Below are 22,951 nucleotides of genomic sequence, written 5' to 3' on the forward strand. Positions count from 1 at the left end.
GACGTCCCCGCCCATGCGACGCTCGCCCCGCACCTGCCTTCTGGCCCTGCTCGCGCTCCTCGGAGGGCTGCTCACCGTCACCGCCACCGCGTCCCCCGCCGCGGCCGCCCCGAACTTCAAGGCGCCCTACGCCTGCGGTCAGCAGTGGACCTACAGCCATCACTCCGCCGAGGTCAGACAGGCTCTCGACTTCGTCCGCACCGACGGCGGGGGCACGGCCGGCTCCCCGGTTCTCGCCTCCGCCGCCGGGACCGCGTACCGCTACTCGCAGCCCAGCGGGGCGGGCAACTACATCGCGGTCGAGCACGGCGGCGGCTGGAAGACGTACTACTTCCACCTCGCCGCGTTCTCCGTCGCCAACGGGGCCCAGGTCGCGCAGGGCCAGCAGATCGGCACCACCGGCTCCACCGGCAACAGCTCCGGCGCGCACATCCACTACGAGCAGCTCTACAACGGCGTCGGCCAGACCATCGTGATCAACGGCCAGTCCCTCGCCCCGTACCCCGGCTCGTACTACAGCAAGTACTTGACCAGCGACAACGGTTGCGGTGGCGGCGGAGGCGGCAGGTACTGGGTCGATACCTTCGCCAACGCCACGGGCTACGCCGCCGCCAACACCGCTGACGCGCAGGGCGTCCTCAACGCCGGTACCAACTACGTGTACTGCAAGGTGTGGGGAGCGCGGGTGGGCACGGCGAGCCAGTTCAACCACTGGTGGCTGCGTACCGACCTCGACGTCGTGTACGCGGGCAAGAACGGCCGCAACGCGTACGTCTCCGCGTACTACCTCTCCCGCTGGGGCAACGACGAGGCCCGCGACAACAACGGGACGGTCATCCCGAACTGCTGACGCGGCCCCTGCCCCGGCACCGCGGTGCCGGGGCTTCCTCGCAGCCTGGCGCAAAGCCGTCGATCATCGTCCGCGAGGCCTGGCGCCCTGGCCGTAAGGGCCCGTCGGCAGCAGATCCGCGGGCAGGGCGTTGCGAAGGAGAGGCTTCACGGCCGGCCCGACTCGCCACCGAAAGTCCCGCCGCCGGATTTCCGACATCGTGATGTTCAGACCTGCGCGTATCCGCCGTCGGCGAAGAACTCCGCGCCGTTGACGTAACTCGCCGCGTCCGAGGCGAGGAACGTCGTCACCGCGGCGATTTCTGCAGGTTCGGCGAGGCGGCCCAGCGGCACGCCTTCTCCGGCCTGTTCGAGAGCCTCGGCCGGGAGTAGATCCAGCAGGCCCGCCGTGCGGGTGCCGCCCGGCGACACGACGTTGACGCGGAAGCCGCGCGCCCGCGAACTGAGGGCCCAGCCCCGGGCGAGGCTGCGCACCGCGGCCTTCGACGCCGCATAGACCTCCAGCCCCTCGTCGGGCCGTGTCGCCGCGGTCGAGCCGGTGAGGATCACCGAAGCGCCGTTGTTGAGGTGGGGCAGTGCCTGCTGGAACGTGAGGATCGTCCCCTTGACGTTAGTGGCGAACAGGGAGTCGATCACCTCCTCCGTCACCTCGCCGAGCGGGGCCGCGGTGGCAATGCCGGCGTTGGCGACGAGCACGTCGATGCGGCCGGCCTGGTCGCGTACGGTCCGGTAGAAGGCGTCGAGTTGCCGGGGTGCCGAGACATCGCACACCGTGCCGGTCACGCCGCTTCCGAGTTCGGCGACGGCGGCGTCCAGTGCGTCCTCTCGGCGACCGGTGATGAAGACGCGGGCGCCTTCGTCGCGCAGTGCGCGTGCTGTGGCGAGGCCGATGCCGCTGCTGCCGCCGGTGACCACGGCGACCTTGTCCGTCAGGACGGCCATGTTGTCCTCCTCGATAGTTATGGACCGCTAGGTCAACAACCATCCTCGATATGGACCAGTCAGTCAAGAACTAGGGGCGGACCGCTCGTCTGTCCGGGGCGCGCGGGTGCGGCCAGGTCCGTCGGGGGGCGGCAATCGGCCCCAGGAAGGTGTGTCACAGCGCTGCACCCGTCCGGGCGCGGGCGCGCGTGCCCGCGGGTGCTGCGGTGCTCGGATGTACGGGTGCCGTGTCGCGGCCGTGGTGCTACCGCGCGGCGGCGGGCAGGAGCCGGGTCAGCACGGACCGGGCTGCCGCAGCGAGGGTGTCGGGGGCCTCGCCGGTGCGCCCGAGGGCGACCAGGCCGAGCTGGGCGACGAGCACGGCGCGGGCTGTGTCGGCGGGGTCGGCGTCCGGGGCGAGGTCGCCCTCGCGGCGCGCCCGTTCCAGGGCCTCGGTGAGGATGGCGGTGATCGCGTCGTAACTCCGGCGGGCCTCGGCGGCCACCTCCGGGGTACTGGCGGCGAGTTCGGCGTTGCTGTTGGCCAGCAGGCACCCCCGGCGCGAAACCGCCCCGGTGGGATCGGCAGCCGGGCCGAGCACGAAGTCCCGGACCATGTCGATGCCGCGCGCCGCGGACTCCAGGCTCTCGCGAAGCGCCAGCAGGTTGGTGTTGTCGTAGTCGCGCAGCGCCCGCAGGAACAGGGTGTGCTTGTCGCCGAAGGCGCCGTACAGGCTGCCCTTGCCGAGCCCGCTGGCCTGCAACAGGTCATCCAGGGACGTCGCCGCGTATCCCTTGTCCCAGAACGCGTCGCGGACGGCGAGCAGCACACGCTCTTCGTCGAACTTCCGAGGCCGGGCCATAGCCGCATGGTACGCGGTTCTGGACCGAATGGGCCATAACGAGACGGGACCGGTTAGGGGAGGCGACGCAGCCGACGGTGCGCGGTCGGCAGGGAGCCCGGCACAGTCTGGCGCAAAACCCGTCGATCATCGTCCGCGAGGCCTGGCACCCTGGCCGTAAGGGCCCGTCGGCAGCAGATCCGCGGGCAGGGCGTTGCGAAGGAGAGGCCACATGGCCGCGGTCGTCGAACTGATCACCTACCCCGTCAAGGGCTGCGGGGGAACGTCCGTGGACAGTACGCACCTCACCCCGGCGGGTCTCGCGCATGACCGCAGTTTCATGGTCGTCAGCGTCGACGGGGTCTACCGCACCCAGCGCCGCGACCCCCGCCTCGCCCTCGTCCGGCCGACCGTCAGCGTCGACGGCAGCAGGCTCACGCTCGCCGCCGCCGAGCCGGAGGGCGGCCAGGGCGTGCTGCACCTAGACGTCACCACCTCCGCGCCCCGGCGCGACGTGGACCTGTTCGGCGCGACGTACCAGGGCATCGACCAGGGCGACGATGCCGCAGCCTGGCTCACGGACTTCCTCGGCACCCCGAGCCGTCTGGTGCGCGTACCGCCGGAGCACGACCGCAAGACCGACGGCCTGACCCCCGGCACCTCCGGCTACGCCGACAGCAGCGCGGTCCACCTGCTCTCCCGCGCCTCCCTCGCCCACCTGCACACGCGCATGGCGGAGCGCGACGCCCCGCCCCTGGCCATGGACCGCTTCCGCCCGAACATCGTCATCGACAGCTACCCCGAGGGAGCCCGCGGCGAGCAGGGGCAGGACTGGGCGGCGGAACCCCACGCCGAGGACCGGATCCGCCGCGCGACCATCGGCGCGGCCGAGCTGGGCTACACCAAGCTCGCCGTGCGCTGCGCGGTCACCCTGGTCGACCAGGAGGCCGGGGCCCGGGGCGGACCGGAGCCGCTGCGGACGCTCGCGGGCTACCGGCGTTTCTCGGCAGGCGGGGTGGTGTTCGGCGCGAAGTTCGCCGTGGTGCGGCCGGGCAAACTGTCGGTGGGCGACGAGGTGGCCGTGGACGAGTGGGGCGACGCTGTGACGTGAGGTCTTGCGCCGCCCCGTACGCCTGCGGGGCGGCGCGTCACTCGAAGAACTTCAGGCTCCACCCCTTGTCGGACGTGGGGCCCGGAACGTTGGCGCGGGAGTACGTCGTGTCGCCCCACCAGGCGAACGTGCCGGTGTACCAGTGGCGGTTCGCCCAGGAGTACGGGGTGCCCTTCGCGACCGCGTGGTACATCGACGGGAACCTCGGGCCGGCGGGCGGGCTGGTGTTGATGTCGCCGTGGAGCAGGACGAAGGTGTGGTGTCCGGGCCCGTTCACGTACAGCGTCGGATCCCAACCCGCCATCATCGTCGACCGGTTGGAGCCGAACAGGCAGCCGTTCGACTTGTACCAGTCCCATACGTACGTGGGATCGCCGCCCTTGCGCAGCCGCAGGTCGGCCAGGCAGTACTGCTCGCTCCAACTGCCGTTGGCGGAGTACACGATGTGCAGTTGCCCGTTCGGGTCCTTGATCGCCTCGGGGCTCTCGTTGATGAACGGGTTGCCGACCACCCGCTCCCAGCTCTCGCGCGGCTGCGAGATGACGTACCGCGCGCCGGTGGGCTGGGTCGGACTGCTCATCCGGGCGATGTAGAGGTTCTGCTCGACATTGGTGTCGCCCGCCCAGCCGGACCAGACGAACCAGCGCTGTCCCTCGAAGGTGAACAGGGTGCCGTCGATGGCCCATTTGCCGTCGGGCAGGGCGAGTTGGGTCTCGGCTCCGTACCCGCTGTCCGGCGAGGTGGAGCTGATGACGAACATGCGGTGGGCGGCCCCGACACCGGCCGTGAAGTAGATGTAGTACCGGCCGCCGTCCATCACGATCTCGGGGGCCCATACCTCCCCGCGCCCCCGGCTGTCCGCCCAGACCTGCCGGGCGGGCGCGGTGGCAAGCCCGTCCGTGGTCGACGCCTGCCGGACGACGATGCCGCCGCCGGTCGACTGGACGCCGACGTACGTGCTGCCCACCCGCAGCACGCTGGGGTCGGCCGCGCGCAGGCTGGTCTGCCCCTGCGGAGCGGCCTCTTGGGCGGGCGGCGCGCCCTGGGCGGTGTCGGGAGGCGACAGGAAGAGCGTCGCGGCGAGGGCGGCGGCCAGCGCGAGCGCGCCGGGGGCGGACGAGCGGCGAAAGAGTCTTCGGGGCTTGCGCGTGGGGTCGCTCATGGGGGCTCGCTCCTGAGTGGGGGGCCTTCGACGGGATACCGGTTTACATCGATAGAAGAGCGCTTTCGCAGAATCCCGCCAGGGGTTCCCTCTGTCAATGGGCTTGCATGGGGCGGTAGTTCAGGAATGGAGCTGGGCCGATCGGGCGTCGCGCAGCTCCTGGCTCCGGCCGTGGTGCGAGACTTCCGCTATGGACATGGGGCGCGAGTCGCGGTGGGAGAAGGACGCGATGACGGTGGAGATCGTCTTCGCCCTGGTGACTGCTGCCGTTCTTGCAGCAGCGGTCTTCGCCCCCGCGCTGGTGCTCACTCTCGCCTTCGATCTCTCCGGTTCGGCGTCCAAAGGCGTACTGACGGGGGGAGCCCTGGTGGGAGGGGCGGCCGGAGTGTGGCGACTGGTGCGGGTGCTGTACCGCTTCGACGTGGAGTGCCGAAAGGGCCACTGACGACCGGGGGCGGAAGGCCCTTCAGAACTGGAGGGCGCGGATCAGGCGCCGGGCGGTCCTGGCGTCGATCGAGCCCAGGTACAGAAGGTCCGGGCTGCTTTCCCGTACGGATACGGGGACGGTGCCGCCGCCGGTGGCCTGCGGGAAAGCGTGGTCGAGCAGAGCCTTGACGGTGTCGGCGTCGGCGGCCGTGCCCGCCTGTCCGGTGGTCTGTGGCACTGCATCGAGCAGCCGGGCCAGCCGTGCCGCGTCGTCGACACGGATGGGGCCGAGGGTGATGCGTCCGTGCTCGACTCGGAGGCCGGGGAGGTCGATCAGGTACCCCTCGCAGATCTCCCGCAGGGTGCGGGCGGCCTTCAGCGTGCGCTTGGTTCCGGTGCGGATGAGGCGGGCCAGCTGGCGGGCGTCGGTGGGGTTGAGGAGGGTGACCCGCACGTGGGTCTGCGCATCCGCATCCGGTGTTGTTACGCGCGCGCTCAGACCGGCCTCGCGGAAGGCGGTTCGCAGTTCGGAGGAAGGGGACGGCGGGGCCGGCGTGTGCGTAAGCGTGTCGGTGCGGGTGTCGGTCATGCGTGACTCCTGGGGTGCTGGTCGGTCGCTAACAAGGGGAGGGCGGAGACCGGGTACGCCGTCCAGCGCCAGGTTCCGTCGGGGGTGGGCAGCGCGTACGCGTAACCCTGACCGCGACGCAGGCTGCGGATGGCGGCCTCGACGCTCCGGCGATCACCGAGCCAGGCCCGGGCCCGGCGCCGGGTGTCATGGTCGAGCCCCGGCGTCAGCCGTCGCGCGGATGCGCGCAACCAGGCCAGGGCCTGACCGGGCGCGGTGGTGAGGAGGTCGTCCGGGGGTGGCGTGGTCGGCGTGCTGTCGGTATCCGCGTGACACCAATAGGCGCGTGGCAGAGACCTGTTCACGTGGCGTACGCGGATGTCGTCGTGGTGCGGATGTCGGCCCAGACGTCCTTGCCGTCCCGCCGCATCACCGTGCCGCACTGCGCCGCGAGCGCGGCGATCAGGAGAACCCCGCGCCCGCTCTCCTCGCTCCACTCGGGGGCGCGACGCTCGGGTGGTGCGGTGTCGGAGTCGCTGACGGTGACGCGTACGCCGTCGGGCCGGCGGCGCAGGGTGATCGTGCAGAGCGGGGAGCCGGTGTGCCGCATGACGTTGGTGAGCAACTCGTGGGCGCAGAGCGTGGCGGCGTCGCTCAGTTCGCGCAGGTCCCAGAGGTCGAGGTGGGCGCTGACGATGCGCCGCATGATCGCGAGCGTTTCGGGGCGGGCGACGAGTTCCTGGCGGTAGTCGGGCGGGTCGGGCTCGGTGGTGGGGGTGACGGCCATGGGTTCCTCCGGCGTGAGGGCAGGGGAGTGGGCCCACGCGGCATGGCGACTCTGGGTAGTCGCGGTAGTGCCTTGCGTGGTGTGCAACAGAGTGGACCGCCTTGAGGGCTCATCGCAACTACTTCAGTTGCAAAATTGTAGATTCGCCTGTGTGGGTGAACGCTTGTGCATATAACGAGAGTTGCTAAACGCCGTCATCGACGGGTAACACTGAGCCACGGACGTCAGGGGAGGGGCCGCATGCCAAGTCATCCACGCCCAACGGTGCGTCGCCGACGACTCGGTGCCGAGCTGAAGCGGCTCCGGGAGAAGGCCGGAGTCAAGATGGAGGAGGCCGCCGAGCGCATCGGCGGCGACAAGCCCAAGATCTCTCGGCAGGAGAACGGCCGTCAGGGCGTCAGCAAGCTGGAGATCGAGGCGCTGCTCGCCCTGTACGGAGTGTCGGACGAGCGGCTGCGGACGGCGCTGACCACGCTCGCGCGTGAGGGGAGGCGCAAGGGGTGGTGGGCGCAGTACAGCGACATACTCACGGCCGGTTTTCAGGAGCGACTGTCGATCGAGTCGGACGCCGCACGGATCCTCGCGTTCCAGCCGATGCTGGTGCCGGGGCTGCTCCAGACCGTCGAGTACGCCACGGAGGTCATCCGCTCGGTGAACAAGACCGCGACCGAGGAGGAGATCGACTCCTACGTGGAAGTGCGAAAGAGCCGACAGGAGATCTTCGCGCGGGAGAGTCCGCCGCAGTACCTCTGTCTCCTCGACGAGGCGGTGCTCCGCCGAGAGGTCGGCGGGCCTGCCGTCATGGCGGCTCAGCTCGACAAGATCCTGGAGATGAACAATCCGCCGAAGCTCACCATTCAGGTGGTGCCGTTTGCCCAGGGTTGGCACGCCGGGGCGGACGGCCCCTTCAACGTCTACAGCTATCCCGACCCGATGGACCTGGACGTGGTCAACCTGGAGTATCTCGATGGCGCGCTCTACCTTGAGGAAGACGAATCCGTGGAGCGCTACCAACTGGCCTTCGATGAACTGCGGGCGGCAGCACTCACATCGCGGCAGTCCATGGAGCTAATCTCGGCTGTGAAGCGAGAGTTCGTGAACAGAGCGTAGAGGTGGACACAGCAGATGGCGCGATACGGCCTGCCTGACGGTGCCTGGGTGAAGTCTTCGTACAGCGGTGACAACGGCGGTTCGTGCATCGAAACCCAGCCGACTCCGGACGGCCTCATCGCCGTCGGCGACAGCAAGGACCGCTCCCTCGGCGCGCACACCTTCGGCCGTGAGCAGTGGTGGACCTTCGTCACCGCCGTGCAGGACGGCTCCCTCTAGGACGCCTGCAGCTGCGCCGCCGCGCGCGATAAACCCGGCGACTTCCGTGGCCGTCGCCGGGATACTCGTCGCCCATGGATGAGGTCCAAGTCGTCGTCGCCCACTCCGAGCGCGCGACCCTGCGCGTCGGTGACGTGTTCCTGAAGGTGGACGCCGATCAGGCGCGTATCGACGCAGAGGTCGAGGCGATGTCCCTCGCGCCCGTCCCGACCCCGCAGGTCCTCTGGCGCAAGCCGCCCGTTCTGGCGATCGCCGCCGTGCCGGGGACAACGCTGGGGCGCCTCGGCGGGCCGTCGACCGGGTCACCGGCGGCGTGGGCCGCGGCGGGTGCCGCCATCCGGAAGCTGCACGACGCGCCACTGCCGCCCGGGGTCGGCCGGGCAGGACGAGGCGTCGGCGAGCTTGCGGCGGAGTTCGACGCGGAGTGCGCGTTGCTCGTGGCGGACGGGCTCCTACCCGCCGACCTGGTCACCCGTAACCGCCAGGTCGCCGAGGCCGCGCTGAGGCCGTGGACTCCGGCGTTCACGCACGGCGACCTGCAGATCGCGCACGTCTTCGTCGAAGACGACCAGGTCACGGGCATCATCGACTGGTCCGAGGCGGGCCGGGGCGATGCGCTGTACGACCTCGCCACCTTCACGCTCGGCCACGAGGAGCACCTCGACGACGTCCTCGCCGGCTACGGCGGTGACGTCGACCTCGAAGTGATCCACGCGTGGTGGTCGCGGCGAAGCCTGCTCGCAGTGCGCTGGCTGATCGAGCACGGCTTCGACCCGTTCTTGCCGGGCTGCGAGGTCGACGTACTGAGGTCCCGGATGTGAGGCTGCGCAGGCCCGGCCGCCGAGGGCGTTCTGACGCGTCGGACAGGCCATCGTCCTAGGGTGGACGCAGCTTGGACGCCCATCAGTTGGCGGGAGGACCTGGCAACTTCCCCATGCCGACTGTCAAGCCCGCTGGGGCCCTGCTCCTCGGATCAGACCGCTACCCGGGTAGGCAAGGCATCCGTCCTCCCATAGGCGAGTACCTGAGCGAGGGTTTCCCGGAACCGGGCCACATCTTGCTCCGGTGCCTTAATGACAGCTTCGATTTCGCTGTGCTCCAGCCGAAGGCTCTCCAGTGCCTCGGGGTCCAGCGCGACGCGAAGGACATTGCCCTCCATGACGGCTTCGCGCACGCAGCCGTAGGCCGTCCCCTGCCCAGCCGTGACCAGGCAGTGAGTGTCCATTCCCAGGGCGACCTCCTGGTCGTCGGGATCTTCCTCGCCTGACATGAACGACAGGATGAAGCCGCTGCCGTCCTCGGTCTCCGAGAGGCCGGCTTCGGTGAAGTAACCGTCGGGATCGATCTCAACTCCGGCGACCCGGGCAGTGAATCGGAATGTCATGAAGAGGTTCTATCAAGCGGTCGGACAGGGAGCGGATGCGGATGTCTGCACCACCAGGTCCAAGGAGGGGCTGTTTCAGACCGTTCCTGCGAGATCGTCGCAGCGTCGGCGCGTGCCGTCGAGGGGGAGCGGGACTGGGAGGCTGCGGTGCATTTCGTCGAGGACCGGCGGTGGGACGGGGTCACCGGCGACGAGGCTCTTGCTGCTGCGGCGCGCGACGAGGAGCTGAGCGTGGTGTTCCTCGCCGACGCGGTCGCCATGTGCTCGCCCCTCCGTCCGCTGCTCGCCCTCGACCTCGGCGTCGATGACGACGAGGACCTCGACCCGGTGTACTACCAGGAGCTCATCGACTCCCCGCCGCCTCGCGAGGTGCGTGTCGTGCCGGAGGCCGTGCACATGGTCCACGGGAACCTCCAGCTCGCCAACGTGGACTTTGCGGAGTTGGTGGAGGACGCGGCCGCCGATCCGGACGGGGTCGTCCGGGATGTGACGGCCGTACCGGCGAGCCCGGGCCCCCTGCCGCACCCCGGGCCGTGAGGCCGACCGGGGCGGACCGCCTGTCGGTTAGGCCGCCCCCGCGATCCCGTCCAGCCGCCCCCGCAGCTCCTGCGTGAGGACCAGGTCCGCCGCCGCCACGTTCTCCTCCAGGTGGGCGATGCTCGACGTGCCCGGGATCGGGAGCATCACCGGGGAGTGGTCCAGCAGCCAGGCCAGGCAGACCTGGGTGGGGGTGGCGTCCAGCTCGGCGGCCACCGCTGCCACCTCCGCACGGTCGCCCGCCTTGCCCCAGGCCACCGTGCGCCAGGGCAGGAAGGCGATGTCTGCCGCCTCGCACGCCGCGAGAACCGGTTCGTGTTCGCGGTCGGTCAGGTTGTAGCGGTTCTGGACGCTCGCGATGTCCACGATCTCCCGGGCCTCGGCCAGCTCGGCGGCCGACACCTCGGAGAGGCCGATCCGGCCCACCTTGCCCGCGTCGCGCAGCTCGCGCAGGGTGCCGAGCTGGTCGGCGAGCGGGGTCTCCGGGTCGATGCGGTGGAGCTGGAGCAGCTCCAGGCGGTCGACGCGGAGGCGGCGCAGGGCCTGGTCCACTTCCGCGCGCAGGGAGTCGGGGCGGCCGTTCAGGTCCCACTCGCCCGTCTCCGCGGAGCGGACGACCCCGACCTTCGTGGTGATCAGGAGGTCCTTCGGGTAGGGGTGGAGCGCCTCGGCCAGGACTTTCTCGTTGGCCCCGTACCCGTACATGTGCGCCGTGTCGATCAGCGTGATGCCCAGCTCCACCGCCCGGCGGGCCACGGCGACGGCCGCCGCCCGGTCCTCGGGCTTCTCGGTGGGCAGGTGCATCGCGCCGAAGCCCAGCCGCCCCACGGTCAAGTCTCCGCCGATACGGAATGTCGTCGATGGCATGGTCTTTCCAACCCCCTGGTTCGTATGCCTCGACAATCTAGGAGGTCACGACGTCCCAGGACCCTGGAGAATCTGAAGATAGTTGCCCACCGGGTCCACGATCGTGGAGAAGAACCAGCCGCCCCCGACCTCCTCGACCGGGCGCACCCACGTCACCCCGAGGGAATTCAGGTGCTTCTCCGCCGCCCGGATGTCCCGCACGGTGATGTTGATCATTTGCCGGCCCGGCTCGGCGGCCTTGTCCGCCACGTCGTCCCGTTCGTCGAAGCCGATGATCGCTCCGGGACCGACGATCAGCAGGTGCTCCGCCCAGCGGGCGCCGAGTGGCTCCAGCGCGGCGCGGTACCAGGTGATCAGGGCTTCGGAGTCGGTGCTGCCGAGGACGACGCCGAGGCCGGTGATGTTGTCGGCGTTTTCGGTCGTGGAGGCGTTCATGGTGGTTCCTCGCTCGGTCGGGATCGCTCTGCCGGTCGCGTCGGGGGCCGGGCCGTCCCCGGTCGCTCGACGCGTCCCACCACTCATGACCTGCCCCGGGCCGGAAAGTCATCGGTGCTCGCCGCCGGAGCACCCCTCAGTGTGGCCAGATCGGCGGGTCGGTGACGAAGTGGCCGCCGAGACGGGTCTGTGCCGGGTCGGTGGGGTCCGGCTCTCCCTGGTCGGCGAGGAGCTTTGCGGCGTACGGCTCCGAGTCGTCCAGCGGCCGGTAGCCCAGCGCCCGTGCCGGGCCCAGGTCCCACCACAGGCGGGTGTTGGCGGAGGAGCCGTAGACGACGCTGTGGCCGACGCTCTCGGCGGTGAGGGCCGCGTGGAAGAGGCGGGCGCCGTCTGCCGGGCTCATCCAGACCGACAGCATCCGCACCGAGGTGGGCTCCGGGAAGCAGGACCCGATCCGGACCGAGACGGTCTCGACGCCGTGCTGGTCCCAGTAGAGCTGGGCCAGGTCCTCGCCGAAGCACTTCGAGAGCCCGTAGTAGGTGTCCGGGCGGCGCGGCGTGTCCAGCGGGATCAGCGGATCACCGGCGGCCGGGCGGGGGGTGTGGCCGACGGCGTGGTTGGAGGAGGCGGCCACGATGCGTGGGACGCCCTCCTCGCGGGCCGCCTCGTAGAGCGCGTACGTGCCCTGGATGTTGGCGCGGAGGATCTTGTCGAACGTGGACTCCAGTGAGATGCCCGCCAGATGGATCACCGCGTCCACCCCGCGCACGGCCTCGCGCAGCGCCTCCCGGTCGTTCAGGTCGGCGGTGATCGCCCCGGGCACGCCCTCCACCGGGACCAGGTCGAACAGCCGCAGGTCGTATCCGTACGCGGGCAGCAGCCCCCGCATCAGGGTGCCGAGGCCGCCTGCGGCGCCGGTGAGCAGGACGGTACGGGGAGCGGTCATACGAGGGTCTCCTCGGGCTGATGCGGTGCGGTGCGGCACCGATCGGTGCGCCTCCTGACGCCTCCGGCCTTCAAGGCAGTGGACCGCATTCGCATACGTGGACAAGCTAAAAAGTCCGTGAGGTTACGTCAAGTGCTTGGAGGATCACGAAAGTTGTTGCGTCCGAAGCGTTGACGAAGCATTCCGGGCGGCTCTAGCTTCATCGCGTCGTACTTCGTACGTCATATATGAGACGCGATACGCGAGATGTGAGAGCCCGTCACCCATGACCTTCGCCCCTGCCCCGATCCCGTCCCGGACCCAGTACGTGCTGGAGGCCATCAAGCACGCCATCCTCACCGCGCGGCTGAGACCGGGACAGGCGCTGGTGGAGACGGAACTCGCCGCTCAGTTCGGGGTGTCCAAGACCCCGGTCCGCGAAGCACTCAAGACCCTCGCGGGCACGGGGCTCGTGGTCATGAGCCAGTACAAGGGCGCCACCGTGCGGCTCGTCGACGCGACCATGGCCCGGGAGGTGTACGACGTGCGCCTCCTGCTGGAGCCGGAGGCGCTGCGCCGGTCCGTCAACCGCAAGGTGTCCCTCGAAGCGGCTCAAGAGGCCCTGGAAAGGGCGGACTCGGCGCTCGACAAGGCCGACAGGTCGCTGGCCAACCGGGATTTCCACCGCGCCCTGTACCTGCCCTGCGGGAACCCCCTGCTCGCCAGGATGCTCGACGAGGTCCGCGATCAGGCGGCCCTCGTCTCGACGGTGGCCTGGTCGGCCGTCCCCTCCTGGGAGCGCGAGGCGGCCGAGCACCGGGAGATCCTGCGGCTCGCGCTCGCCGACGACGCGGAGGCCGCCGCCGGGGCTCTGCACCATCACATCGCATCGTTCGTACGCCGCGCCTTCCCCGACGACGAAGACGGGGGCGGTGCCGCGTGAACCGTCTGCTGGAACCGCACCATCACCAGCAATCCGACGAAAGGCCGGTCCGCATGGACTTCTCTCCGCTGAAGGCGGCCCTCGCAGACGTAGTGGCGATCCCGGTGACCCCGTTCGCCGAGGACGGCGGCATCGACATCGCGAACCACCGCGCCCTGACGCGCAGGCTGCTCGACGGCGGTGTCCGCATCGTCACCCCGAACGGCAACACCGGAGAGTTCTACGCGCTCACCCCCGACGAGCGGCGCCTGGTCACCGAGCTGACCGTCGAGGAGACCGCCGGACGCGCCACCGTCCTGGTGGGCGTCGGCCACGACGTGCCCGCCGCCGTCGCCGCCGCCCGGCACGCCGCCGAGGCCGGCGCGGCGATGGTGATGGTCCACCAGCCCGTGCACCCCTATGTCGCCCAGGAGGGCTGGGTCGACTACCACCGGGCGATCGCCGAGTCCGTCCCGGACCTCGGGGTCGTCCCGTACATCCGCAACCCGCTGCTCGCCGCTGACCGGCTCGCCGCACTCGCAGACAACTGCCCCAACGTCATCGGCGTGAAGTACGCGGTGCCGGACGCCGCGCAGTTCGGGGCCTTCGCCCGCGACGCCGGACTGGAGCGGTTCGTCTGGGTCGCCGGCCTCGCGGAGCTGTACGCCCCCTCCTACTTCGCCACCGGTGCCACCGGCTTCACCTCCGGTCTTGTCAACGTCGCCCCGGCCGTCTCCCTCGACATGCTGGAAGCACTGCGCGCCGGGGACTACGTGGCGGCCATGAAGGTGTGGGAGCGCATCCGCCGGTTCGAGGAGCTCCGCGCCGAGGAGCAGTCCGCCAACAACGTCACGGTCATCAAGGAGGCCCTGTCCGTGCTCGGGCTCTGCGGCCGCGAGGTACGTGCCCCCAGCCGGGTCCTGCCCGAGGAGCGGCGCGCCGAGGTCGCGGAGCAGATAGCCGCGTGGGCGCTGTGACAGATCACCGGAGAGCGGTCGTGCAGACGGACGGCCGGAGAGTGGTCGCCGGGACGGACGACCGGAAAGCGGCTCCCGTCGCCCCCGAGGAGCTGCGCAGCCACCAGTGGTACGGCACCGACGGGCTGCGCTCCTTCAGCCACCGGGCCCGCACCCGACAGCTCGGCTACCTCCCCGAGGAACACCTCGGCAAGCCCGTCATCGCGGTCCTCAACACCTGGTCCGACATCAACCCCTGCCACTCCCACCTGCGTGATCGCGCGCAGGCGGTGAAGCGGGGCGTCTGGCAGGCGGGTGGGTTCCCGCTGGAGTTCCCGGTCTCCACGCTCTCGGAGACCTTCCAGAAGCCGACCCCCATGCTCTACCGCAACCTGCTCGCCATGGAGACCGAGGAACTGCTCCGCTCGTACCCCGTCGACGGGGCCGTGCTGCTGGGCGGCTGCGACAAGACGACGCCCGCGCTGCTGATGGGCGCGGCGTCCGTGGACCTGCCGACCGTCTTCGTGCCGGCCGGGCCGATGCTGCCGGGCCACTGGCGCAACGAGGTCCTCGGCTCCGGCACGGACATGTGGAAGTACTGGGACGACCGGCGGGCCGGGCTCATCGGCGACTGCGAGATGGGGGAGCTGGAGAACGGTCTCGCCCGCTCCGCCGGCCACTGCATGACGATGGGAACCGCCTCAACGCTGACGGCCGCCGCCGAGGCGCTGGGCGTGACCCTGCCGGGGGCCTCCTCCATCCCGGCCGTCGACTCCGGGCACGAGCGGATGGCCGCCGCATCCGGACTGCGGATCGTCGAACTCGTACGGCAGCGAACGAAGTTGTCGCACATCCTCACCGCCGACGCGTACGAGGACGCCGTCGCCACCGTCCTCGCGCTCGGCGGCTCCACCAATGCCGTGATCCACCTGATCGCCATGGCGGGCCGGTCCGGGGTGAAGCTCACCCTGGAGGACTTCGATCGGATCGCCCGTACGGTGCCCGTCCTCGCCGATCTCCGCCCCGGCGGGCGGTACTTGATGGAGGACTTCCACTTCGCGGGCGGGCTGCCCGGCTTCCTGAGCCGGCTCACCGACCTGCTGCACCTGGACCGGCCCACCGTCGCGCACGCCACCCTGCGCGAACAGCTCAGCGGTGCGGCCGTCCACAACAGCGCCGTCATCCGCGAACGCGCCGAACCCCTGGCCGAGGAGGGCGGGGTGGCGGTCCTGCACGGCAATCTCTGCCCCGACGGCGCCGTCATCAAGCACATCGCCGCCGAGCCGCGCCTGCTGCGCCACACCGGGCCCGCCGTCGTCTTCGACGACTACCGGGAGCTGCAACGCACCATCAACGACCCAGCCCTGGCGCTTACTCCGGACCATGTCCTCGTGCTGCGCAACGCCGGGCCCAAGGGCGGCCCCGGTATGCCCGAGTACGGCATGCTGCCGATCCCCGACTACCTGCTGAAGCAGGGTGTGCGGGACATGGTGCGGATCTCCGACGCCCGGATGAGCGGCACCAGTTACGGGGCGTGTGTCCTGCACATCGCGCCCGAGTCGTTCGTCGGAGGGCCCCTCGCTCTGGTCCGCACCGGGGACCTCATCACCCTGGACGTCGAGGCGCGCCTGCTGCATCTCGGGGTCGACGACGACGAGCTGGAACGCCGCCGGGCCGCCTGGAGCCCGCCGCCCGCACGCTACGGGCGCGGTTACGGAGCGCTGTACCAGGACCAGATAACCCAGGCCGACACCGGATGCGACTTCGCGTTCCTGGCCCGGCAAGGAGAAGTGCCCGACCCGTACGTGGGGTGAACCGGGCGACGAGGGCTCCGCGCGGCGGGGCGCCCGGGCCGCTCAGCGGCCATGAGAAAGCGCTTGCTGCCGTGGGTGGCGGCAAGCCCGCACATCCAGCGCATCGAGCGCGTACCGAGATCGGAGACGTGTCATGGCCCAACCCGCCGCCGTGGCCACCGCGCCGCCCGAGGCGCCCCGGCGCCGCACGGCGACACCCCGCCGCCTGCCGTATCTGCTGATCGCGCCCGCGGGCCTGCTGATGCTGGGCTTCATCGCCTACCCGGTGCTCAGCGTCTTCTACTACAGCCTGCAGAACTACAACGTCACCAAGCCGTGGCGGAACGGCTTCGCCGGAATCGACAACTTCCGGCGGATCTTCACCGAGGACGACCAGTTCTGGTCGACGCTCGGCTTCAGCGCCCAGTGGGTCTTCACCCAGGTCTCCCTGCAGCTCGTGCTCGGCCTCGCGCTGGCCCTGATCGTCAACCAGACCTTCATCGGCCGGGGCATCTCCCGGGCCATGGTCTTCTCGCCCTGGGCCGTCTCCGGGGTACTGACCAGCACCATCTGGATACTGCTCTACAACTCCTCGACGGGCTTCAGCCGTTACCTCGCGGACGCCGGGGTCGGGGAGTACGGCACCTCGGTGCTCTCGGACACCGGAACCGTCTTCTGGGCGGCCACGGTCACCGAACTCTGGCGCGGCGTGCCCTTCTTCGCCATCCTCATCCTCGCCGACCTCCAGTCCGTCTCCAAGGAGCTGTACGAGGCGGCGTCGGTCGACGGAGCGGGCAGGCTCCGGCAGTTCTTCCACATCACCCTGCCGCATCTGCGCGACGCGATCATCCTCGCCACCCTGCTGCGCGGGGTCTGGGAGTTCAACAACGTCGACCTCCTCTACACCCTCACCGGCGGCGGACCGGCCGGCGAGACCACCACGCTGCCGCTCTACGTCGCCAACACCGGCATCGAGGGCCACGACTTCGGCTACGCCTCCGCACTCACCACCGTCGCCTTCGTGATCCTCCTCTTCTGCTCGATCGTCTATCTGCGCCTGAGCAAGTTCGGAGGCGACAACAAGTGACCGCCGTACTCACCGAGAAGAACGGCGCCGCCCGGCCGGCCGTCCACCCCGGCGGCGCGCCGCCCCCCTCGCGCCGCCGCACCGGACGCGAGCGCGCCTTCGACGACGTACCGCGCTGGCAGATCTACCTGCCGCTCGGCCTCTACCTGCTGTTCACGCTCATCCCGTTCTACTGGATGCTCCTGTTCGCCCTGCGGCCCGCCGGCTCCACCGCGCTGGTGCCCTGGCCGATGACCGGGGAGCACTTCTCCAAGGTCTGGAACGAGCGGAGCTTCGCCGTCTTCTTCCAGAACAGCATGATCGTCGGCGTCGCCACCCTGATCGCCACCACCCTGGTCGCCCTGGCCGGCGGGTACGCCCTGGCCCGGTTCGACTTCAGGATCAAGGGCGCGTTCATGCTGGCTTTGCTCTGCTCGCAGTTCATCCCCGGCGCCCTGATGCTCGTGCCGCTCTTCGAGATCTTCCGGAACCTCCAGATGATCAACTCCCTGTGGAGCGTCGTCATCGCGGAGACCGTCTTCCAGCTCCCGCTGTCGATCATCCTGATCAGCGGGTTCATCAAAAACGTCCCGGTCTCCCTGGAGGAGGCCGCCTGGGTCGACGGGTGTTCGCGCTTCACCGCCTTCCGCGCGGTCGTCCTGCCGCTGCTGCGCCCCGGGCTGATCGCCGTCGGCTCCTTCGCCTTCGTCCACAGCTGGAACCACTTCCTGTTCGCGCTGATGTTCCTCAGCGAACAGGACAAGCAGACGATCCCGGTCGGCCTCAACACCCTGATCGGGGCGGACAGCGTCGACCTCGGAGCGCTTGCGGCGGGCGGCGTCATCGCCGCGGTGCCTGTCGTGATCGTCTTCGCGTTCATCCAGAAGTGGCTCGTCACGGGCTTCAGCGCGGGGGCGGTGAAGGGATGACCGAGACCGCCCCCGCCTCCCCGGCCGCTCCCGCCGGCCCCGGCGCCGAGCCGCTCCCCGTCGTGCTGGCCGGCGCCAGGGGCCACGGCCGCTGGCACCTGGCCAACCTCTGCCGGCTCCAGCACCTGGGCCGGGTACGGCTGGCCGGGATCTGCGAACTGGAGCCGCTGACCACCGAGGAACTGGCCCCCTTCGCCCTCCTCGGCGACGAGCGACCCCAGCAGTCCGCCGACTTCGGAGCGCTCCTCGACTCCACCGGAGCCCGCGCCGCCGTCATCTGCACCCCCATCCCGACCCACACCGACCTGGCCCTGACCGCCGCGTCCCGCGGCGTCCACCTCCTGCTGGAGAAGCCGCCCGCCGCGAGCTGGGGCGCGTACGCCCGGATGGCCGACGGTGTACGGCGCGCGGGCATCGCCTGTCAGGTGGGGTTCCAGTCGTTCGGTTCACACGGCGTGCCCGCGATCCAGGAGCTGGTCCGCGCCGGGGTGATCGGGACGCTCACGGGGATCGGCGCCGCCGGGGCCTGGGTGCGCGACGACGCCTACTTCCGCCGGGCCCCCTGGTCCGGCCGACGCAGGATCGGCTCCACCGACGTGGTCGACGGCGTGCTCACCAATCCGCTGGCGCACGCCGTGGCCACCGCCCTCGAACTGGCCGACCGGGGCACGGCCGAAAGCGTCCTGTCCGTCGAGACCGAGCTGTTCCGAGCCCATGACATCGAGGCGGACGACACCAGCTGCGTGCGCGTCACCACCACCGGCGGCCTGCCTGTCACCGTCGCCGCCACTCTCTGCGCGGCCCAGGCCGGGGAGCCCTACGTGATCGTCCACGGCGACCGGGGCCGGATCACCTTCTGGTACAAGCAGGACCGCGTCCTGATCCAACGCGCCGGCCACGGCCCCGAGGAGAGCGTCCACGGCCGGACCGACCTCCTGGAGAACCTGGTCGACCATCTGGAGCACGGCACGCCGCTCCTGGTGCCGCCGGAGCGCACGGGAGCGTTCATGCGGGTCGTCGAGGCCGTACGCACGGCACCCGAGCCCGTCGCCCTGCCCGCCGACGCCTGGGAGGTCCGGCACGACGCCCCCGGCGGAGGGGTGCGGCGTACGGTCCACGGCATCGACGGCCTGGTCGCCGCCGGGGCCGAATCCCTCGCCCTCTTCTCGGAGCTGGGTGTCGCCTGGGCCCGCAGCAGCGAGGTGGCGGCCTCATGAACCGACCCGCCACGGCATCGTCCGCGACGTCCTCGTCCGCAGGGCCCGTACTCCTCGACTGCGCCGGACGTACGGTCGCCCACTACGGTTACGGGGCCGCGGCGGACAACCGCCCGCGCCTGCACCCCGTCAGCACGCTCGCCGGCCGCACCGTCACCCAGGAGCGCCCCGCCGACCACCTGCACCACCTGGGCGTCTCCATCGCCGTGCCCGACGTGTCCGGCCGCAACTTCTGGGGCGGGCGTACCTACGTCCGGGGGCAGGGGCCCACCGAGCTCGACAACCACGGCGTCCAGCGCTGCCTCGGCCTGGAGCGGCACGGCCCGGGCGGGTTCACGCAGTCGCTCGCCTGGGAGGCGGACGGCGTCGAACTCCTGCGGGAGCACCGCACGGTGAACGCGCTCGAACTCTGCGCCACCGCATGGGCATTGGACCTCTCCTTCGCTCTCACCAACCGCTCGGCCGAGGACCTCTCCGTCGGCAGCCCCGCGACCAACGGCCGCCCCGGCGCCGGTTACGGCGGGTTCTTCTGGCGTGCCCCCAAGGAGGCCGTGCCACCGGACGTGTTCACCGCGGGCCGTGCGGGCGAGGAGGCGGTGCACGGCCGGGCCGCCGACTGGCTCGCCCTCGCCGGGGACGGCTGGACCCTCGTCTTCGCCGGGGCGGGCGAGGAGACCCGGCGCGATCCGTGGTTCGTGCGGACGGCGGAGTACCCGGGCGTCGGCTCCTCCCTCGCGTCGGACGAACGGCTGCCCGTGCCCGCCGGGGCCACCGTCGTACGCCGGATCGTCACCGTCGTCGCGGACGGCAGGCTGGACCGTGAGGCCGCCGCCGGGTACGTCCGACAGGCGGTGACCTCGTGAACCGGCCCTGGACCGCCGACCTCGGGAACGGCACGTACCGCAACCCCGTGCTGAACGCCGACTGGTCCGACCCGGACGTCGTGCGCGTCGGTGCGGACCACTACCTCACCGCGTCCAGCTTCGGCCGGGCCCCGGGGCTGCCGCTCCTGCACTCCCGCGACCTGGTCAACTGGACGCTCGTCGGGCACGCCCTGGACCGCGTCGAGCCCGCCGCCGACTTCGCCCGGCCCCGACACGACGCCGGGGTGTGGGCGCCCTCCCTGCGCCACCACGCCGGTCGCTTCTGGATCTTCTGGGGTGACCCCGACCACGGCGTTCAGCAGATCAACGCCGAGCACATAGAGGGGCCGTGGAGCGCCCCGCACCTGCTCAAACCCGGCCGCGGGTTCATCGACGCCTGCCCCCTGTGGGACGTGGAGACCGGCGAGGCCTACCTCGTCCACGCCTGGGCCAAGTCCCGCTCCGGGATCAAGAACCGGCTCACCGGACACCGTATGAGCGCGGACGGCCGCGCCCTCCTCGACGAGGGCCGGACCCTGGTCGACGCCGACCGGATACCCGGCTGGTTCACCCTGGAAGGGCCCAAACTCCACCTCCACGGCGGGTACTTCTGGATCTTCGCCCCGGCGGGCGGGGTGGAGACCGGCTGGCAGGGCGCGTTCCGTTCCCGGGACTTCTCCGGCCCGTACGAGGAACGCGTCGTGCTGTCCCAGGGGCGCACCGGCGTCAACGGTCCGCACCAGGGCGGCTGGGTGCGGACCGCCGCCGGCGAGGACTGGTTCCTGCACTTCCAGGCACGCGGCGCGTACGGGCGGGTCGTCCACCTCCAGCCCATGCACTGGGACGCGGAGGGCTGGCCCGTCATCGGCGACGCGGGCGAACCCGTCTCCACGCACCGCAAACCGGCCGCCCCCGAACAGCCCGTGGCAGCGCCCGCCGTGGACGACGACTTCCCCGGCGGCGCCCACGGCGAGCAGTGGCAGTGGACGGCCAACCCCTGCCCCGACGCGTGGACCGAGCAGTCCGAGCACGCTGCCGACGGGCTGCGGCTCAGCTGCCTCCGCACACCGGACGCGCACGACCTGCGACTGCTGCCCAACGTCCTGGTCCAGCGCCTGCCCGCCGAGGAGTTCACCGTCGAGGTGGACCTCGAACTGCACAGCGACGAGCCGGGCGCCAAGGCGGGTCTGGCCGTGCTCGGGGACGCCTTCTGCTGGATCGGTCTGGAGGCCGGGGCGGACGGGACGCCCCGGCTCGTGCACCGGTACGCCGAGGGCGTCGCGGAGCGTGAACGCGACGCGGCCGAGGCCCGCCCCTCGCCCGGCGGCCGGGCGAGGCTGCGGATCCAGGTCACGGCCGGGGCCCGCTGCCGCTTCTCCGCCGACACGGGCGAGGGGTTCCGGCGCTCGGGGCAGGTCTTCGCCGCCACCCCGTGGCGCTGGGTCGCCGCTCTCCTCGGCCTCTTCGCCACCGCACCGGCCGGGACAGGCCCCGCCGGCACGGCGCTGTTCAGCACCTTCCGAGCCATCCACTGACCCCCCGCAGAAGCGCAGAAGCACGCAGCACAGACGTACGGGACCACCCCGACACATCCGACAGGGAAGAGCCGACCATGACCATCTCGAAGACCCGGCGGAGGCGCACCGCATCCGCCGTCTCACTCGTAGCAGTTCTCGCGCTGACAGCAGCCGCGTGCGGCGACGACGGCAGCGGCGCCGGTACGGAAGGGAGCGGCAAGGGCGAGATCACCTTCTGGGACAACAACGGCGGGCCGCGCACCGCCATCTGGGCCGAGATCATCAAGGACTTCGAGAAGCAGCACCCGGACATCGAGGTGAAGTACGTCCCGATCCCCATCGCCGACGTCCAGTCCAAGTACGACACCGCGATCGCCGGCGGCGGGCTGCCCGATGTGGGCGGGGTCGGCACCGCCTACCTCGCCAACATGGTCTCGCAGGAAGCCCTGGAGCCGGTCAACAAGCGGCTGAAGGGATCCGCCCTGGAGGGCAAGCTCGTCGACTCCATGGTCGAGAGCGTCAGGTCGGCGGCCGGCCGGGGCGACGACATCTACTCCGTCCCGACGTCCGCGAACAACGGCGTGCTCTGGTACCGCACCGACCTGTTCGAGCAGGCCGGGCTGAAGGCCCCCGACACCTGGGCCGACTTCTACACCGCGGCCGAGAAGCTCACCGACGCCGGGAACAACGAGTTCGGCTACACCATCCGCGGAGGCGCCGGCTCCATCGCCCAGGCGCTGGACGCCGTCTACGGTCAGTCGGGCATCACGGAGTTCTGGGACGGCGACAGGACAACGCTCAACGCCCCCGAGAACGTCGCCGCGCTGGAGAAGTACGCGGGTCTCTTCAAGCGGACCACGCCCGCGGCCGACGTCAACAACGACTTCACCAAGATGGTCGCCCAGTGGGACACGGGCACCATCGGCATGCTGAGTCACAACCTCGGCTCCTACCAGGACCACGCGAAGGCCCTGGGCGACGCCAAGTTCGCCGGCATTCCTGCTCCCATCGGGGACAGCGGCACCCGCGTGCAGGTCTCCAACCCCGTCGACGGACTCGGCCTCTTCCGGTCGAGCGACAACAAGACCGCGGCATGGAAGTTCATCGAGTTCGCCGCCTCCCACGCGTCCAACAGCAAATGGAACGAGTCGGCCGGCGCCATCCCGGCCAACACCGAAGCGGCGAAGGACCCGTGGATCAAGGAGACCGAGTCGACCGCGCTGGCCGCGAAGGCGCTGACGGACGGCTCCACCAAGGTCGTCGACCTGCCGTACTACCTGCCCGACTGGAACAACATCAGCAAGGCGGACAACGAGCCGGAGTTCCAGAAACTGCTCCTCGGCAAGATCACGGCGAAGCAGTTCCTGGACAAGATGGCCGAGGAGCTGAACGCCGCCAACAAGGAGTGGACGGAGCTGGGCAACGGCTGAGGCCCCGCACCCTCCGGACCCCGACGACGGGCCGGGCGGGGGGGGGGGCGGGGCGCCCCCCCCCCCCCCCGCCCCAGACAGAGACAAGCAGAAGCAAACCCACCCGCGCGAGCAAA

The 22,951-nt window shown here is 70.6% G+C and carries 25 protein-coding genes; 16 read left to right on the top strand and 9 right to left on the bottom strand.

Translation table 11 applies throughout. The annotated features are described in order from the left end of the window. Positions 1–13: 13 nt before the first annotated feature. Positions 14–850 carry a M23 family metallopeptidase gene (locus tag JS521_RS01405; protein ID WP_205080863.1) on the top strand — a complete coding sequence of 279 codons (837 nt, stop codon included), beginning with the start codon at positions 14–16 and terminating at the stop codon, positions 848–850. 206 nt (positions 851–1,056) lie between these two features. Here the strand turns inward: JS521_RS01405 and JS521_RS01410 are convergent, their stop codons facing one another. Continuing rightward, positions 1,057–1,791, bottom strand: a complete 735-nt coding sequence (locus JS521_RS01410; protein WP_205080864.1) for an SDR family NAD(P)-dependent oxidoreductase — start codon at positions 1,789–1,791, stop codon at positions 1,057–1,059. A 244-nt stretch (positions 1,792–2,035) separates the two neighbouring features. Further along, positions 2,036–2,632 (bottom strand): TetR/AcrR family transcriptional regulator, encoded by a 597-nt coding sequence (locus JS521_RS01415; RefSeq protein WP_205080865.1) that lies wholly within the window; start codon positions 2,630–2,632, stop codon positions 2,036–2,038. A 211-nt stretch (positions 2,633–2,843) separates the two neighbouring features. Here JS521_RS01415 and JS521_RS01420 point away from each other — a divergent pair, with 211 nt between their 5' ends. Beyond that, positions 2,844–3,722, top strand: a complete 879-nt coding sequence (locus JS521_RS01420) for an MOSC domain-containing protein (RefSeq protein ID WP_205080866.1) — start codon at positions 2,844–2,846, stop codon at positions 3,720–3,722. A gap of 37 nt (positions 3,723–3,759) precedes the next feature. Here the strand turns inward: JS521_RS01420 and JS521_RS01425 are convergent, their stop codons facing one another. Next, positions 3,760–4,884, bottom strand: a complete 1,125-nt coding sequence (locus JS521_RS01425; protein ID WP_205080867.1) for a glycoside hydrolase family 43 protein — start codon at positions 4,882–4,884, stop codon at positions 3,760–3,762. A gap of 190 nt (positions 4,885–5,074) precedes the next feature. Between JS521_RS01425 and JS521_RS01430 the strand changes: the two genes are divergently transcribed. Then, a complete protein-coding gene (locus tag JS521_RS01430; protein ID WP_205080868.1) occupies positions 5,075–5,329 on the top strand; it encodes a DUF6332 family protein in 255 nt (84 codons plus the stop codon). A gap of 21 nt (positions 5,330–5,350) precedes the next feature. Here the strand turns inward: JS521_RS01430 and JS521_RS01435 are convergent, their stop codons facing one another. Both JS521_RS01435 and JS521_RS01440 read right to left on the bottom strand, forming a co-directional pair. Further along, on the bottom strand, positions 5,351–5,899 hold the full coding sequence (locus JS521_RS01435) for a hypothetical protein (RefSeq protein ID WP_239486618.1): 549 nt from the start codon (positions 5,897–5,899) through the stop codon (positions 5,351–5,353). Between the two features lie 340 nt (positions 5,900–6,239). Next, positions 6,240–6,665, bottom strand: a complete 426-nt coding sequence (locus tag JS521_RS01440) for an ATP-binding protein (protein ID WP_205080869.1) — start codon at positions 6,663–6,665, stop codon at positions 6,240–6,242. A 264-nt stretch (positions 6,666–6,929) separates the two neighbouring features. Between JS521_RS01440 and JS521_RS01445 the strand changes: the two genes are divergently transcribed. From JS521_RS01445 to JS521_RS01455, 3 genes are all read left to right on the top strand, one after another. Next, positions 6,930–7,775, top strand: a complete 846-nt coding sequence (locus tag JS521_RS01445; RefSeq protein ID WP_078566852.1) for a helix-turn-helix domain-containing protein — start codon at positions 6,930–6,932, stop codon at positions 7,773–7,775. A gap of 48 nt (positions 7,776–7,823) precedes the next feature. Then, positions 7,824–7,994, top strand: a complete 171-nt coding sequence (locus JS521_RS01450; RefSeq protein WP_307847731.1) for a DUF397 domain-containing protein — start codon at positions 7,824–7,826, stop codon at positions 7,992–7,994. A gap of 74 nt (positions 7,995–8,068) precedes the next feature. Further along, positions 8,069–8,815: a phosphotransferase family protein gene (locus JS521_RS01455; protein WP_205080871.1), complete on the top strand. Its 747-nt coding sequence runs from the start codon at positions 8,069–8,071 to the stop codon at positions 8,813–8,815. A 152-nt stretch (positions 8,816–8,967) separates the two neighbouring features. Here the strand turns inward: JS521_RS01455 and JS521_RS01460 are convergent, their stop codons facing one another. Further along, a complete protein-coding gene (locus JS521_RS01460) occupies positions 8,968–9,378 on the bottom strand; it encodes an Imm10 family immunity protein (RefSeq protein ID WP_205080872.1) in 411 nt (136 codons plus the stop codon). Positions 9,379–9,471: 93 nt separating this feature from the next. Here JS521_RS01460 and JS521_RS01465 point away from each other — a divergent pair, with 93 nt between their 5' ends. Next, on the top strand, positions 9,472–9,915 hold the full coding sequence (locus tag JS521_RS01465) for a DUF6924 domain-containing protein (protein WP_372448543.1): 444 nt from the start codon (positions 9,472–9,474) through the stop codon (positions 9,913–9,915). Between the two features lie 27 nt (positions 9,916–9,942). Here JS521_RS01465 and JS521_RS01470 read toward each other — a convergent pair whose 3' ends face one another. From JS521_RS01470 to JS521_RS01480, 3 genes are all read right to left on the bottom strand, one after another. Next, complete coding sequence (locus tag JS521_RS01470; protein WP_205080873.1) at positions 9,943–10,782, bottom strand: aldo/keto reductase; 840 nt, start codon at positions 10,780–10,782, stop codon at positions 9,943–9,945. A gap of 45 nt (positions 10,783–10,827) precedes the next feature. Continuing rightward, a complete protein-coding gene (locus JS521_RS01475; RefSeq protein WP_205080874.1) occupies positions 10,828–11,217 on the bottom strand; it encodes a VOC family protein in 390 nt (129 codons plus the stop codon). 136 nt (positions 11,218–11,353) lie between these two features. Beyond that, positions 11,354–12,163, bottom strand: coding sequence for an NAD-dependent epimerase/dehydratase family protein (locus tag JS521_RS01480; RefSeq protein ID WP_205080875.1), 810 nt, complete (start codon positions 12,161–12,163; stop codon positions 11,354–11,356). A 265-nt stretch (positions 12,164–12,428) separates the two neighbouring features. Between JS521_RS01480 and JS521_RS01485 the strand changes: the two genes are divergently transcribed. The 9 genes from JS521_RS01485 (at position 12,429) to JS521_RS01525 (ending at position 22,835) form a co-directional block, all read left to right on the top strand. After that, the gene (locus JS521_RS01485) at positions 12,429–13,085 is read left to right on the top strand and encodes a GntR family transcriptional regulator (RefSeq protein WP_205080876.1); all 657 of its coding nucleotides are present in this window, start codon (positions 12,429–12,431) and stop codon (positions 13,083–13,085) included. Positions 13,086–13,138: 53 nt separating this feature from the next. After that, entirely contained in the window at positions 13,139–14,041 is a 903-nt protein-coding gene (locus tag JS521_RS01490) for a dihydrodipicolinate synthase family protein (protein ID WP_205080877.1), read from the top strand. A 20-nt stretch (positions 14,042–14,061) separates the two neighbouring features. Then, positions 14,062–15,834 (top strand): L-arabinonate dehydratase, encoded by a 1,773-nt coding sequence (gene araD / locus JS521_RS01495; protein WP_205080878.1) that lies wholly within the window; start codon positions 14,062–14,064, stop codon positions 15,832–15,834. A gap of 133 nt (positions 15,835–15,967) precedes the next feature. After that, on the top strand, positions 15,968–16,900 hold the full coding sequence (locus JS521_RS01500) for a carbohydrate ABC transporter permease (RefSeq protein WP_205080879.1): 933 nt from the start codon (positions 15,968–15,970) through the stop codon (positions 16,898–16,900). Beyond that, complete coding sequence (locus tag JS521_RS01505; RefSeq protein ID WP_205080880.1) at positions 16,897–17,808, top strand: carbohydrate ABC transporter permease; 912 nt, start codon at positions 16,897–16,899, stop codon at positions 17,806–17,808. Before JS521_RS01500 ends, JS521_RS01505 begins: the two co-directional genes overlap by 4 nt. Next, on the top strand, positions 17,805–19,025 hold the full coding sequence (locus JS521_RS01510; protein WP_205080881.1) for a Gfo/Idh/MocA family protein: 1,221 nt from the start codon (positions 17,805–17,807) through the stop codon (positions 19,023–19,025). The genes JS521_RS01505 and JS521_RS01510 overlap by 4 nt, the downstream gene beginning before the upstream one ends. Next, positions 19,022–19,888, top strand: coding sequence for a DUF6807 domain-containing protein (locus tag JS521_RS01515; protein WP_205080882.1), 867 nt, complete (start codon positions 19,022–19,024; stop codon positions 19,886–19,888). Before JS521_RS01510 ends, JS521_RS01515 begins: the two co-directional genes overlap by 4 nt. Then, a complete protein-coding gene (locus JS521_RS01520) occupies positions 19,885–21,423 on the top strand; it encodes a glycoside hydrolase family 43 protein (protein ID WP_205080883.1) in 1,539 nt (512 codons plus the stop codon). The genes JS521_RS01515 and JS521_RS01520 overlap by 4 nt, the downstream gene beginning before the upstream one ends. A gap of 77 nt (positions 21,424–21,500) precedes the next feature. Beyond that, on the top strand, positions 21,501–22,835 hold the full coding sequence (locus JS521_RS01525; RefSeq protein ID WP_205080884.1) for an ABC transporter substrate-binding protein: 1,335 nt from the start codon (positions 21,501–21,503) through the stop codon (positions 22,833–22,835). Positions 22,836–22,951 lie beyond the last annotated feature (116 nt).

The organism is Streptomyces durocortorensis (assembly GCF_016901035.1).
GTDB classification, from domain to species: Bacteria; Actinomycetota; Actinomycetes; order Streptomycetales; family Streptomycetaceae; genus Streptomyces; species Streptomyces durocortorensis.